Below are 12,517 nucleotides of genomic sequence, written 5' to 3' on the forward strand. Positions count from 1 at the left end.
CCTCAGCCCTGATGTTCCTGCTCCAGCTCATTGTCCACCGCCAGCGCCTTCTGGGCCTTTGTCTTCATCTCACTGACAATCACCGCCGCCACAATCAACACCGCGCCCAGCATCGCAATCGGCGGGAAGCGTTCCCCGGCGATCCGCCCCACCACGCCAGCCCACACCGGCTCACCGGCATAAATCAACGTGGCTCGGGTAGGCGAGACACTCTGCTGCGCCCAGTTCATTGCCACTTGTATCACCGCACTGGTCAAACCCAGGCCGACTGCACTGAACAGCAGCAACCACGAAAACCCCGGCAACGCCTCGCCCATCGGCACCACCATCAGGAACGACAATAACGACGCGGTGGCCAGTTGCACCACGGTCACCCGGCGGACATCTACCTGCCCGGCAAATGCACTGATCAAAATAATCTCCGCCGCAATCGCGACCGCGCCAATCAACGTGGCGATTTCACCCGGGCTGAAATTCAGTGACGCGCCCGCAGGCCCGGTCAACAGCATCAGGCCGGTAAACGCCAGCATGATGCCAATGCTCGGCATCAAGCCCGGACGGCGCCCAAGCACCAGCCATTGCAATAGCGGCACGAACGGCACATATAAAGCCGTGATAAACGCCGACTGGCTGCTCAAGATCGTCTGCAAGCCAATGGTCTGCAGGCCGTAGCCAAACATGATTGCCACGCCAATGAACACTCCCGCCTTTAACTCGAACAGCGTCAGGTTGCGCAGGGTGCGCAGGGAAAAGAACCCCACCACGATCGCCGCCGCCGCAAACCGTAGCCCGACGAAAAACATCGGCCCGCTGACGGTCATCGCGTGCTGCACCAGCAAAAAGGTGCCGCCCCAAATCATGGTGATCACCACCAGGATGCATTCGGCTTTACTGAAACGGTTGAAACGCGAGGGGGAGTTCGGGGTGGTCATGGCGGCTCGGTCTTGCAAGGGAAAGGCACGGACCGCACAATGCGCCGCACGCTGGGCAGTATACTGCGCACACCCACCCATTGAGCAATATAGTGCACAAAGAAAATCCACACCGGGCTTCGGTCCTGCAGCACGTCAGCCAGAACGTTCGTCGCCTGCGCCACGCCGCCGACCTGAGCCAGACCGCGCTGTCGGAAAAATCCGGGGTCAGCCGACGCATGCTGGTGGCCATTGAGGCGGGGGAGAAGAACGTCAGCCTGTCCACGCTGGACCGAGTCGCCGAAGCGCTGGATGTGGCGTTCAGTGATCTGATTCAGGCCCCGGATGTGCGTGACCACAGCCGCATCAACGAATTGGCCTGGGCCGGTGAAATTACCGGCAGCAAGGCGGTATTGCTGGCCAAAGCCACCGCGCGGCGTGAAGTCGAGCTATGGGAGTGGCGCCTCGAACCCGGTGATCGCTACTGCCCGGACCCGGACTTGGAAGGGTGGAGCGAGCAGCTATTTGTCTTTGAGGGCAGCCTGACCCTGGTGGTGGGGGACGCAGAAAACACCATCAACGCAGGTGAGTTTTTCATGTTCGCCAGCCATCAGCCTCACGCCTATCGCAATGATGGGGACGTCGCCGTGAAGTTTGTACGGAATGTCGTTATTTAGTTTGTCAACTGTCAGAGCTGACAGTTTATTTTTGGTTTTTCCTTCAGGTATGGTGTTTTTGCGTCAATCACTAAGTTTTTGCATATTCGCTATGTGTTGACTTGTTGGTGTTGTCGCAATAACTGAACTGTCAAGAACCCAATATAAGGATATGGATATGAACGGAGTATTAGTATCTCGAACCGACTTTCTCGTAGCCCCAGCTATTGTTCCTTCGCAAAATGAAACGATCTCCCGTTCGGAGGTAGCAGGTAACAGAGCTACTTTTGTCCTTCCTCTTTACCTCGATATTGAGGTCGGCGATGAGTACGCGCTCTATGTAGATACTGATGGACAGTGGAATTGGTTTACCTTTGGGGAGATCGCCTCTACAACGGAAGTCGTTACCCGAAGATTGTATGATGCGCTCTTTGTCGGCGCTACCTCTGCGTCAGCGTACTATAGTATTAAGAAACAAAGCGGGGAAATGCGCTCGCATCAGTCTATATATCAAGTTGTAGATTAATTAGTATGTGATGGGTGAGAGAAGGTTGCTTTTGACAAGCAACTGTTGATGGAGCAACAGAGGTTCAACACTTTGTTGGTTTGCTCCCGCTTTTTCTCCTAAAAAATGTGTAACTGGCCTGTTTTGTTAAGGGTCAGCTTCGGGCATGACTCCTGCAGTGACCTCCGTATCTTATCGGAGCCTGGAGTCGGCCCATGTCAGCCCATCCTCAACACCCTGCCCATATCATCCGCTCGGACTCGGAAGCCATCGAAGTCGCCACTCGTCTGGCCGCACGTTTTGCTGTCGATGCCAGCGTGCGCGACCGCGAGCGGCGCCTGCCGGTCGCCGAGCTTGACGAATTTTCTGCCAGCGGCTTGTGGGGCATTACCGTTCCCAAAGCCTACGGCGGCGCCGGAGTGTCCTATGTGACCGTGGCCGAGGTGATCAAACTGATCTCCGCCGCCGACCCGTCTCTTGGGCAGATCCCGCAAAACCACCTGGGCGTAGTGGATATCCTGCTGCAAACCGCGACCGAGGAACAAAAGCGCCACTACTTCGGCAAGGTCCTGGCGGGCTACCGCTTCGGCAATGCCTTCTCCGAAGCCAAGAGCAAAAACGCCGGCACCTTCGACACGCAGATTCGCTTCCACGGCGACACCGCGCAAATCAACGGCGAGAAGTTCTACTGCACTGGCGCGTTGTTCGCCCATATCGTTCCCACCGTTGGCAATAACGAAAACGGCCAGGCGTTCATTGGCTTTGTCGAACGCGATGCGCCTGGCCTGACGGTGATCGATAACTGGGATGGCTTTGGCCAGCGCACCACCGCCAGCGGCGGCGTGACTCTTGATGGCGTTAATGTCCCGTTGAGTGCGGTAGTTCCCGCTCACCTGGCCTTTGACCGGCCCACTGCAGACGGCCCGATCTCACAAATCATCCAGGCTGCCGTCGACACCGGCATCGCCCTCGGCGCCCTTGAACAAGCGAAGATTTTCGCGCGCCAGGCCCGCCCGTGGATCGACAGCCAGCAGGATCACGGCTGGCAAGACCCGTTCACCATCGCCGCCATCGGCGACCTCGAATGGCGCGTGCACGGCACCGAAGCGATTCTCGCCAAGGCCGGCAAAGCGGTCGACCACGCACTCGCCGAACCGAGCGAAGACAGCGTCGCCCACGCCTCGCTGGTGGTCGCCCAGGCCAAAGTGCTGTCGGCCGAAACCGCCTTGCTCGCCAGCAGCAAGCTCTTCGAACTGGCCGGCACCCGCTCGGTCACCGGCAAACACAACCTTGACCGCTTCTGGCGCAACGCGCGCACCCACACCCTGCACGACCCGGCTCGCTGGAAATATCACCTGATCGGCAATTTTGTGCTCAACGGTGTGAAGCCCGCGCGCCACGCCTGGAACTGAGGATCAACCATGACCGCACTGAACCTTGCACGCCAACTGCTGGACAGCACTCGCCGCCATGTCGAGAAAAGCGATGACCCCTATGTGATCAGCCGCTTCGGCGATCTGCAGATCCGCGTCGACGTGGCCGCCGCCTTGCTGGAACGCGCTGAAACCCACCCCAGCCCGGTGGCCGCCACCGAAGCGCAGATCGCCGCCGCCGAAGCCCTCATCGCTGCAAGCAACGCCGAATTCGAACTGACCGGCCAACGCACCGAACTGCCGTCGAGCCTCGATGATCCGTTGCGCTGGAAATACCAGGTTGTCGGCAACTACCACCTCAACGGAGTGCTTTGATGTCCCGTGAAATCCGCTTGAATGCCTTCGACATGAACTGTGTCGGCCACCAATCGCCCGGCCTGTGGGCGCACCCGCGCGACCGTTCGTGGCAGTACAAGGACCTGGAATACTGGACCGACCTCGCCAAGATCCTCGAGCGCGGCAAGTTCGATGGCTTGTTTATCGCCGACGTGCTGGGCATCTACGACGTGTACAACGGCAACGGCGACGCGGCGATTCGCCAGGCGACCCAGGTGCCGGTCAACGATCCGCTGTCGTTGATCGCGCCGATGGCGTTGGTCACCGAGCATTTGGGGTTTGGCCTGACGGCTTCATTGTCATTCGAACATCCGTACCCGTTCGCCCGCCGTCTCTCGACCCTCGACCACCTGACCAAGGGCCGCATCGGCTGGAACATCGTCACCTCCTACCTGGAAAGCGGCGCCAAGAACCTCGGCCAGAAAGCCCAGACCGAACATGACGCGCGCTATGACTATGCCGAGGAATACCTGGAGGTTTGCTACAAACTCTGGGAAGGCAGTTGGGAGGAGGGCGCCGTGCTGCGCGACCGCGAGCGGCGGATCTTCAGCGACCCGAGCAAAATCCACGAGATCCGCCATGTCGGCAAACACTTCCAGGTGCCCGGTATTCACCTGTGTGAACCCTCGCCGCAACGCACCCCCGTGTTGTACCAGGCCGGTGCGTCCAGCCGCGGCAAACAATTCGCTGCCGAACAGGCCGAGTGCGTGTTTGTCGCCGCGCCGTCCAAGGTCTTGCTGAAAAAGACCGTCGCCGACATCCGCCGCCGCGCCGCCGAAGCCGGGCGTGATCCGAAGAAGATCCTGATCTTCAACCTGCAAACGGTGATCGTCGGCGAGACCGACGCCAAGGCCAAGGCCAAGTTCGACGAATACAAGTCCTACGTCAGCTACGAAGGCGCGATGGCGCTGATCTCCGGCTGGACCGGTATCGACTTCAGCCAGTTCAAGCCGGATGAGCCGCTCAAGCATGTGCACACCAACGCCATCCAATCGGCGGTGGAAGCGTTCTCCACGGCGGACCCGAACAAGGTCTGGACGCCGAACGAACTGGCCGATTGGGTCGGCATCGGTGGCTTTGGCCCGCTGTTTGTCGGTGGCCCGGAAACCGTGGCAGACCTGCTTCAAGAGTGGGTCGAGGACACCGATGTGGACGGCTTCAACCTGGCCTATGCGCTGACCCATGAAACCTTCATCGACGCCGTGGACCTGCTGGTGCCGGAGTTGCAAAAGCGCGGGGTGTACAAGACCGAATACGCCCAGGGCACGTTGCGCGAGAAGTTATTTGGTGACGGTGCAAGGTTGGGCGCGAACCACCCGGGGGCCGGTTACCGCGATTTGGCGGCCTTGCACCATTCCAATGTGGGAGCGGGCTTGCTCGCGAATGCGGACTGACATTCAACATGTATGTCGACTGATTTGCCGCTTTCGCGAGCAAGCCCGCTCCCACAGTAGATCGGTGTCGATGCAAAAAAAACCAGCCAGCGGACCACCGCACGCACATCACTTGAATAGGAGCATCACCCCTATGAGCGTGCACGAACTCAAACGTCCGCTGGCCCTGGAATGGCCCGCCGAGCTGCTCGGCAACCTGCCCAAGGCGTTGGAACAACTGCACCACTGGGCGCAGATCACGCCGCTGCACACTGCCTTGCGCCACAAGCGTCAGGGCCAGTGGTATGCGTGGCGCTGGATCGACGCCTTGCGGGATGTGGAACGCCTGGCCGATGGCTTGCGTCAGCAGGGCTTTGACGAGCAATCGCGCGTGGCCCTCAGCGGGGCGTTCGAGCCGAACCTGTTGCTGTTGGCTCTTGCGGCTCAAGCCATCGGCGGGCAAGTCCTGACCCTGGCCGATGACGTGGAGCCCGAAGCGCTGCAACAACAGTTATGGCGCATCCATCCCACTCATGCCTACACCCAGGACCGCCAGCAAGTGCGGCATTGGCAATCGGCCAACCTACTGGATTTTGCCCAGTTGCTCGGCCCGATCGACCCGGCACAGCACCTCGTACGCTGGTGGCAACCCAGCGGCGAAACCGCGTTGTGGAGCGAAGAGGGCACCCAGTGGCAGGGCGGCCTGGCGGTAGTGCTGGAGCAATGGCTGAACAGCGGCCATGGCCTGGCCTTTCCGGAAAGCCTGGCCTCGGCGCGGCGCGATCGCAGCGAAGTCGCCCCCACCGGCTTGCTGTTGTCGCCTGCACGTTTGCAGCACCTGGCCGACGAGATCGAAAGTCGCCTTGCACCCCATGGCACCTGGCGTCGACGCCTATGCGACTGGGCCATCGCCCACCCGCAAAGCGGCCTGCGCCGCCTGTTGAAAAACCGTGTGCGCAAGCTGCTCGGCTTTCAGCGCCTGGCTTACATCTGGCAACCCCTCAAATCCACCCCTTCGCCGGTGTGGCTGGCGCAATTCAAACGGGACATCGCATGAGCCAAGCCATTCTCCAGGTGCGGGACATCTCGCTGTCGTTCAAGGGCGTCAAGGCGATCAATGCCTTGTCCTTCGAGGTGGCGCGCGGCGAGATCTGCGCGCTGATCGGTCCCAATGGTGCCGGTAAAAGCTCATTGCTCAATGTACTCAACGGCGTGTATCGCTTCGATGCTGGCGAGATCGTCTTCGAAGACCAGCACTTCCATCGCATTGACCCGCTCGGCGCCGCGCGCCGGGGCATTGGCCGTACGTTCCAGAACAACGCGCTGTTCAAGAAGATGAGCGTGCTCGACAACATTCTCACCGGCCTGTCGCGGCATATGCGCAGCAGCGTTATCGAACAGGCCCTGGGCTTGCCCCGCGCACGTCGGGAAGCCGAAGCGTTCCGCCTGCGCGCCCAGGGCATTCTCGAATTTCTTGAGTTGCAAGCTCAGCGTGATGTGCTGGTGGGCAACCTCTCTTATGGCCTGCAGAAGCGTGTCGAGTTGGGCCGGGCATTGATCGCCGGGCCCCGCCTGCTACTGCTCGACGAACCCATGGCGGGCATGAACGCTGAGGAAAAACAGGAAATGGCGCGCTTCGTCGCCGACGTGAACCGCGACCTCGGCACCACCGTGGTGTTGATCGAACACGACATGGGCGTGGTCATGGGGCTGTCCGACCACGTGGTGGTACTCGATTACGGGCGCAAGGTCGGCGACGGCACGCCCGACGACGTGCAGACCAATCCCGAAGTGATCGCGGCTTACCTTGGAGTGGTGCACGGATGACGTTTTTCTTTGAAACCCTGCTCGGCGGCCTGCTCGCCGGCACCATGTACTCCCTGGTCGCCATCGGTTTCGTGCTGATCTACAAGGCCAGTGGCGTGTTCAACTTTGCCCAGGGCTCGATGCTGCTGTTCGCCGCGCTGACCTTTGTCAGCCTGCATGACCAGGGCGTGCCGTTTGCCTTGGCGCTGCTATTGACTGTGATCGTGATGATCGTCGGCGCGTTACTCATCGAGCGCCTGGTGTTGCGGCCGCTGGTGAACCGCTCGCAGATCACGTTGTTCATGGCGACGCTGGGCCTTTCGTTCATTATCGAAGGCCTGGCCCAGGGCTTGATGGGCTCGCAGGTGCGCGCCCTCGACCTGGGCATCGACGACGTGCCGCTGTTCGTCGGCCCGCTGATGCTCAGCCAATTCGATTTGATCGCCGCGGCCGCTGCGGTGGTGCTGGTGACGGTGCTGGCGTTGCTGTTCAACAAGACCCGCATCGGTGTGTCGTTGCGCGCGGTGGCGGATGACACCACGGCGGCGTTGTCCATCGGCATCAACCTCAACCGTATCTGGCAGATCGTCTGGGCGGTGGCCGGGATTGTCGGGCTGGTGGCGGGGCTGCTGTGGGGCGCGCGCCAAGGGGTGCAGTTTTCGTTGTCGCTGGTGGTGCTCAAGGCCTTGCCGGTGCTGATCATCGGCGGCTTTACCTCGATTGGCGGGGCGATTGTCGGCGGGTTGATCGTCGGCGCGGCGGAGAACCTCGCCGAGGTGTACATCGGCCCGTTGATTGGCGGCGGCATCACGCCGTGGTTCGCCTACGTATTGGCCCTGGCCTTCCTGTATATCCGTCCCGCCGGCCTGTTCGGCGAGCGTGCCATCGAGCGAGTCTGAAACCATGTCGATTCCCGTTGTTCAACACACCGCGCCGTTGCTGCTGATTCAGCGGCGTATCCCCTGGGGCCTGATTGGCCTGTTGGCGCTGGCCTTTGTCGTGGTGCCGATGTGGGGCAATGACTATTGGCTCAATGCGATCCTGATCCCTTTTTTAGTGCTCTCGTTGGCCGGGTTGGGCTTGAATCTGCTCACCGGCTACACCGGGCAAACCTCGGTGGGGGCCGCGGGTTTCATGGCTGTTGGCGCATTTGCCACTTACGGGTTTTTACTGCGCCTGCCGGAGCTGGGCTTGCCGGTGGCGCTGCTCGGCGGCGGGATTATCAGCGCGTTGGTTGGCCTGCTGTTCGGCCTGCCCAGCTCGCGGATCAAGGGCTTCTACCTGATGGTCACCACTTTGGCCGCACAGTTTTTCCTGGAGTGGCTGTTCGTCAAATTCCCCTGGTTCTACAACTACGGCTCCTCCGGGACCATCTCCGCGCCGAAGCTTTCGCTGTTCGGGCATGACCTCAATACCCCGCTGGGCCGTTACCTGCTGACGTTGGTCACCGTGCTGCTGCTGACCTGGACCGCGATCAACCTGGTGCGCAGCCAGGTCGGCCGCAACTGGATGGCGATCCGCGACATGGACACCGCCGCCGCCGTGGTCGGCATTCCGGTGGTGCGCTACAAGCGCCTGGCATTTGCGGTCAGCTCGTTCTACCTAGGCATAGCCGGCGCGCTGTGGGCCTTTGCCTACCTGGGCACGGCCAGCGCCAGTAGCTTCGATATCAATCGCTCTTTCCAGATCCTGTTCATCATCATTATCGGCGGCATGGGCAGCATCGCCGGCAACTTTGTCGGTGCGGCCTTCATCAGCCTGCTGCCGATCTTCCTCAGCCATGCCGGGCAGGCGCTGTTTGGCGGTTCGGTGGATGCGGGGCAGTTGCAGAACCTGCAGAAAATCATCTTTGGCGTGTTGATCATCGTGTTCCTGATCAAGGAACCCGAGGGCTTGATTCGCCTGTTGCACAACCTGCGTGACCGTGTGCGGCAGTGGCCGCTGCGTTTCTAACATTCCCTCAAGAGAATTCCCATGCGTGCATCCTTGAAACATTCCCTGGTCGGCGCTGCATTTGCGCTGGCCGCCCTGGCCGGTGCTGTTCCCCAGGCGATGGCCTCGCCGGACCAGCAATTCATTCCCCTGGCCACCTACCGCGTCGGCGCCTACGCGTCCAGCGGCGTGCAGGTGTGGGCCGGGATGATCGACTACCTGCGCTACATCAACGAGGTCGAAGGCGGCATTAACGGCGTCAAGTTGGTGTGGCAGGAGTGCGAGACCGAGTGGACGGCGGAGAAGGGCATCGAGTGCTACGAGCGCTTCAAGAATGGCCTGGATGGCGCGCCGGTCGCGGTGTACCAGCCCAACGGCGCACCGGCAGCCTATGCCCTGAGCGAGCGCGCGGAAGTGGACAAGATCCCGCTGATCACCCTCGGCTACGGCCGCACTGAAGCCACCGACGGCACGGTGTTCCCCTACAACTTCCCGGTGATGCTGACCTTCTACAGCGAGGCGTCGACCCTGGTGAACTACATCGCCCAGCGCGAGGGTGGTTTCGAGAAGCTCAAGGGCAAGAAAATCGCCACGGTCTACCACGACTCGGCCTATGGCCGCGAAACCCTCGGCCCGCTGAAATTGCTGGCGGAAAAGTACGGCTTTGAAAACATCCAGATTCCAGTGGCTGACCCCGGCAACGAACAGTCCGCGCAATGGCGCCAGGTCCGCCAGGCCAACCCGGACTGGGTGTTCCTGCGTACCTGGGGCGTGTCCACCCCGGTCGCGGTGAAAACTGCCGCGCGCTTCGGCTTCCCGGTGGACCACATCATCGGCGACATCTGGGCCAGTTCCAGCGAAGACGTCTTGCCCGCAGGCAGCTCGGCCAAAGGCTACCTGGCGCTCACCCCATACCCGGCGGGTGCCGACTTCGAAATCCACAAACGCCTCAAGCAATACATCCTCGACAAGGGCCACAGCGACCTCAAGGACCTGAAGAACTTCGGCAGCGTCTACTACAACTCCGGCCTGGTGAACGCCGCTGTGGCGGTGGAAGCGATTCGCACCGGCCAGGCCAAGTTCGGCAAGCGTCCGCTGAATGGTGAAGAGGGCCGCTGGGGCCTGGAACACCTGAACATCGACGACGCCCGCTTGAAAGACATGGGCTACTTGGGGCTGATGCAGAACCTCAAGCTGTCGTGCCGCGACCACGAAGGCGGCGGCTCGGCGCGGGTGCAGCAGTGGGATGGCGCCAACTGGACGCTGATCAGCGAGTGGATCGCTGCCGACCGCGCGTTGCTGCGTCCGTTGATCGATGAAAAGTCCGCCGCTTTCGCCAAGGAAAAAGGCCTGACGCCGCGCACCTGCACCGGGGATGAATAAAGCATGAGCCAGCTCGCTGCTGAATCCGCCAGCCCTTCACTGTTGACGGTCAACGACATCGAAGTGATCTACGACGGCGCGATCCTCGCGGTGGCCGGGGTGTCGCTGCACGTACCCAAGGGCGCCATCGTCGCCTTGCTCGGTGCCAATGGCGCCGGCAAGAGCACCACGCTCAAGGCGATTTCTGGGTTGGTACGGGCCGAGCGAGCGGAGGTCAGCCGGGGCGTGATCGAATACTCGGGCCTGGACCTGGCCGGTGTCGATCCCAGCCAGCGCGTGCGAAAGGGCATGGTCCACGTGCTGGAAGGCCGTCATGTGTTCGGCCAACTCACGGTGGAAGACAACCTGCGCAGTGGCGGCTTCGTGCGGCGCTTGAGCCGCAAGGACATGGAACAGGACCTGGAGCGCCTCTACACCTGGTTCCCGAGGCTCAAGACCAAGCGCCACACCCGCGCCGGGCTCACCTCGGGCGGCGAGCAGCAGATGGTCGCCATCGGCCGGGCGTTGATGACCCGTCCTACTTTGGTACTGCTCGACGAGCCGTCCATGGGTTTGGCGCCTATGATCGTGCAGGAGATTTTCGAGATCATCGCGCAGCTCAATCGTGAGCAGCAGGTGAGCTTCCTGATCGCCGAGCAGAACATCAATGTCGCACTGAACTATGCGTCCCACGGCTACGTATTGGATACTGGCCGCGTGGCCTTGAGTGGCAGCGCCGCTGAGCTGTTGGCGCGGGGCGACTTGCATGACATTTACCTGGGCAAACAGTAAGGGCGACTCTGCATGACTGAATCCATCCGCAACGCTGATGTACTGATCATCGGCGGCGGCCTGAGCGGCACGATGCTGGCCGTGCAACTGCTGCGCCTGCCGGGTCGGCGCCGGATCCTGGTGATCGAGCCGCGTGGCGAACTCGGCCGGGGCGAGGCCTACAGTGCTGTCGAACTGGGCCACACCCTGAACGGCAACGCGGCGCGCATGAGTGTCGACCCTGACAATGCCGACGATTTGACCCAGTGGCTCACCGAGTACATCGGCGCAGGCGGCTGGCCGGAGTCGCGCCAGCAGCACGTGCCGATCAGCGAATTGTTCCCGCCGCGCGGGATATTTGGCTTGTACGCCCAGCAACGCTTGGCCGAGGCGAAGGCGCAGTCTGCCTCCAGCGTCGAGCATGTGCGTGCTGAGGGGGTCGACCTGCAGGTGGACGAAGGTTCAGCACTGCTCACCCTGGATGACGGCCAACAATTGCGCGGCGGTTTTGCGGTGCTGGCCACCGGCATGTTCCCGGCGGCGCGCACACCGCAGACCGAGTCCAGCGGGTTGAACGCGGCGGCGGTGGATCCCTGGGATGTGAAAGCCATGACCGCGATTGACCCGCAAGCGCCGGTGCTGATCATCGGTTCCGGGTTGACCATGGTTGATGCCGTGGTGTCCCTGGAACAGGCCGGGCATCGCGGGCCCATCGAGATTTTCTCGCGCCACGGCCTGTTGCCCCATGTGCGTCGGCAGCCGCCGAGCTGGGTGGATTTCCTTGGCGGAGATCACCGCCTGCGTAGCCCTCGGCAATTACTACGCGAGGTGCGTCGGCAATGCACTATGGCGCAAGCACAGGGCATCGATTGGCAGGCGCCGCTGGACACGGTGCGTGCGCATATCGGCCGGCTGTGGAGCCAGGCCAGTGAACGCGAAAAACGTCAGTTCGTGCGCCATGTGCGGCCGTGGTGGGAAAGCCATCACCACCGTTCGCCGCCGTTGAGCGCGCAGTTGGTGGCGCGGTTGCATGAAGAAGGACGGTTGCGGATTCGGGCGGCGTCGTTCAAAGGCCTGGAACCTTCGGTCGAGGGCGTGACCATTGGTGTGCGTCACCGAGGCGAGCAGGCGGTGAAGCGGGTTTGCGGCGCGGCCCTGATCAACTCCAGCGGTATCGAATACGACTGGCGCCGCGTGGCCCGGCCGTTGCCCCAGCAATTGCTCAAGCGTGGGCTGATCCAGCCTGGGCCCTTGGCGCTGGGGATTGCGGCGGATACGTCGGGGGCAGTGGTGGATGCCCAGGGGCAGGTCAGCCAGCGCTTGTTCGCCATGGGCCCGCCGTTGCGGGGGATGTGGTGGGAAAGTACGGCAGTGACGGATGTGGCGCTGCAAGCCAAGGCGCTGGCTTCAAAGCTGACAGAGATCTAAATGT

13 protein-coding genes are annotated in these 12,517 nt (G+C 61.7%); 12 read left to right on the forward strand and 1 reads right to left on the reverse strand.

Annotated elements, in window-relative coordinates; all coding sequences use genetic code 11:
* Positions 1-2: 2 nt before the first annotated feature.
* Positions 3-932 (reverse strand): DMT family transporter, encoded by a 930-nt coding sequence (locus EJ576_RS18890; protein ID WP_126570857.1) that lies wholly within the window; start codon positions 930-932, stop codon positions 3-5.
* A gap of 92 nt (positions 933-1,024) precedes the next feature.
* Here EJ576_RS18890 and EJ576_RS18895 point away from each other — a divergent pair, with 92 nt between their 5' ends.
* The 12 genes from EJ576_RS18895 (at position 1,025) to EJ576_RS18950 (ending at position 12,513) form a co-directional block, all read left to right on the forward strand.
* Entirely contained in the window at positions 1,025-1,588 is a 564-nt protein-coding gene (locus EJ576_RS18895) for a helix-turn-helix domain-containing protein (RefSeq protein ID WP_123475836.1), read from the forward strand.
* Between the two features lie 157 nt (positions 1,589-1,745).
* Positions 1,746-2,093, forward strand: coding sequence for a hypothetical protein (locus EJ576_RS18900; protein ID WP_122729077.1), 348 nt, complete (start codon positions 1,746-1,748; stop codon positions 2,091-2,093).
* 194 nt (positions 2,094-2,287) lie between these two features.
* Positions 2,288-3,484, forward strand: coding sequence for an SfnB family sulfur acquisition oxidoreductase (locus tag EJ576_RS18905; protein WP_122729075.1), 1,197 nt, complete (start codon positions 2,288-2,290; stop codon positions 3,482-3,484).
* A gap of 9 nt (positions 3,485-3,493) precedes the next feature.
* Positions 3,494-3,820 (forward strand): acyl-CoA dehydrogenase, encoded by a 327-nt coding sequence (locus EJ576_RS18910; protein ID WP_099583268.1) that lies wholly within the window; start codon positions 3,494-3,496, stop codon positions 3,818-3,820.
* Entirely contained in the window at positions 3,820-5,235 is a 1,416-nt protein-coding gene (locus EJ576_RS18915) for an LLM class flavin-dependent oxidoreductase (protein ID WP_122729073.1), read from the forward strand. Before EJ576_RS18910 ends, EJ576_RS18915 begins: the two co-directional genes overlap by 1 nt.
* 133 nt (positions 5,236-5,368) lie before the next feature.
* Positions 5,369-6,271 (forward strand): AMP-binding protein, encoded by a 903-nt coding sequence (locus EJ576_RS18920; protein ID WP_126570858.1) that lies wholly within the window; start codon positions 5,369-5,371, stop codon positions 6,269-6,271.
* Positions 6,268-7,041, forward strand: coding sequence for an ABC transporter ATP-binding protein (locus EJ576_RS18925; protein ID WP_126570859.1), 774 nt, complete (start codon positions 6,268-6,270; stop codon positions 7,039-7,041). The genes EJ576_RS18920 and EJ576_RS18925 overlap by 4 nt, the downstream gene beginning before the upstream one ends.
* Positions 7,038-7,919 carry a branched-chain amino acid ABC transporter permease gene (locus EJ576_RS18930; RefSeq protein WP_048728678.1) on the forward strand — a complete coding sequence of 294 codons (882 nt, stop codon included), beginning with the start codon at positions 7,038-7,040 and terminating at the stop codon, positions 7,917-7,919. Before EJ576_RS18925 ends, EJ576_RS18930 begins: the two co-directional genes overlap by 4 nt.
* A gap of 4 nt (positions 7,920-7,923) precedes the next feature.
* Positions 7,924-8,973 carry a branched-chain amino acid ABC transporter permease gene (locus tag EJ576_RS18935; RefSeq protein ID WP_126570860.1) on the forward strand — a complete coding sequence of 350 codons (1,050 nt, stop codon included), beginning with the start codon at positions 7,924-7,926 and terminating at the stop codon, positions 8,971-8,973.
* A gap of 21 nt (positions 8,974-8,994) precedes the next feature.
* Positions 8,995-10,335 (forward strand): ABC transporter substrate-binding protein, encoded by a 1,341-nt coding sequence (locus EJ576_RS18940; protein ID WP_126570861.1) that lies wholly within the window; start codon positions 8,995-8,997, stop codon positions 10,333-10,335.
* Between the two features lie 3 nt (positions 10,336-10,338).
* Positions 10,339-11,106 (forward strand): ABC transporter ATP-binding protein, encoded by a 768-nt coding sequence (locus EJ576_RS18945; RefSeq protein WP_126570862.1) that lies wholly within the window; start codon positions 10,339-10,341, stop codon positions 11,104-11,106.
* A gap of 12 nt (positions 11,107-11,118) precedes the next feature.
* On the forward strand, positions 11,119-12,513 hold the full coding sequence (locus tag EJ576_RS18950) for an FAD/NAD(P)-binding protein (protein WP_126570863.1): 1,395 nt from the start codon (positions 11,119-11,121) through the stop codon (positions 12,511-12,513).
* Positions 12,514-12,517 lie beyond the last annotated feature (4 nt).

The sequence above is a fragment of the Pseudomonas sp. C 49-2 genome (assembly GCF_003970195.1).
Lineage (GTDB): Bacteria > Pseudomonadota > Gammaproteobacteria > Pseudomonadales > Pseudomonadaceae > Aquipseudomonas > Aquipseudomonas canadensis.

Coding starts and splice junctions, on each gene's coding strand:
- EJ576_RS18930 (WP_048728678.1), top strand. CDS start 7,038: ATGACGTTTTTCTTTGAAACCCTGCTCGGCGGCCTGCTCGCCGGCACC.
- EJ576_RS18920 (WP_126570858.1), top strand. CDS start 5,369: ATGAGCGTGCACGAACTCAAACGTCCGCTGGCCCTGGAATGGCCCGCC.
- EJ576_RS18950 (WP_126570863.1), top strand. CDS start 11,119: ATGACTGAATCCATCCGCAACGCTGATGTACTGATCATCGGCGGCGGC.
- EJ576_RS18925 (WP_126570859.1), top strand. CDS start 6,268: ATGAGCCAAGCCATTCTCCAGGTGCGGGACATCTCGCTGTCGTTCAAG.
- EJ576_RS18905 (WP_122729075.1), top strand. CDS start 2,288: ATGTCAGCCCATCCTCAACACCCTGCCCATATCATCCGCTCGGACTCG.
- EJ576_RS18935 (WP_126570860.1), top strand. CDS start 7,924: ATGTCGATTCCCGTTGTTCAACACACCGCGCCGTTGCTGCTGATTCAG.
- EJ576_RS18910 (WP_099583268.1), top strand. CDS start 3,494: ATGACCGCACTGAACCTTGCACGCCAACTGCTGGACAGCACTCGCCGC.
- EJ576_RS18940 (WP_126570861.1), top strand. CDS start 8,995: ATGCGTGCATCCTTGAAACATTCCCTGGTCGGCGCTGCATTTGCGCTG.
- EJ576_RS18890 (WP_126570857.1), bottom strand. CDS start 932: ATGACCACCCCGAACTCCCCCTCGCGTTTCAACCGTTTCAGTAAAGCC.
- EJ576_RS18915 (WP_122729073.1), top strand. CDS start 3,820: ATGTCCCGTGAAATCCGCTTGAATGCCTTCGACATGAACTGTGTCGGC.
- EJ576_RS18945 (WP_126570862.1), top strand. CDS start 10,339: ATGAGCCAGCTCGCTGCTGAATCCGCCAGCCCTTCACTGTTGACGGTC.
- EJ576_RS18900 (WP_122729077.1), top strand. CDS start 1,746: ATGAACGGAGTATTAGTATCTCGAACCGACTTTCTCGTAGCCCCAGCT.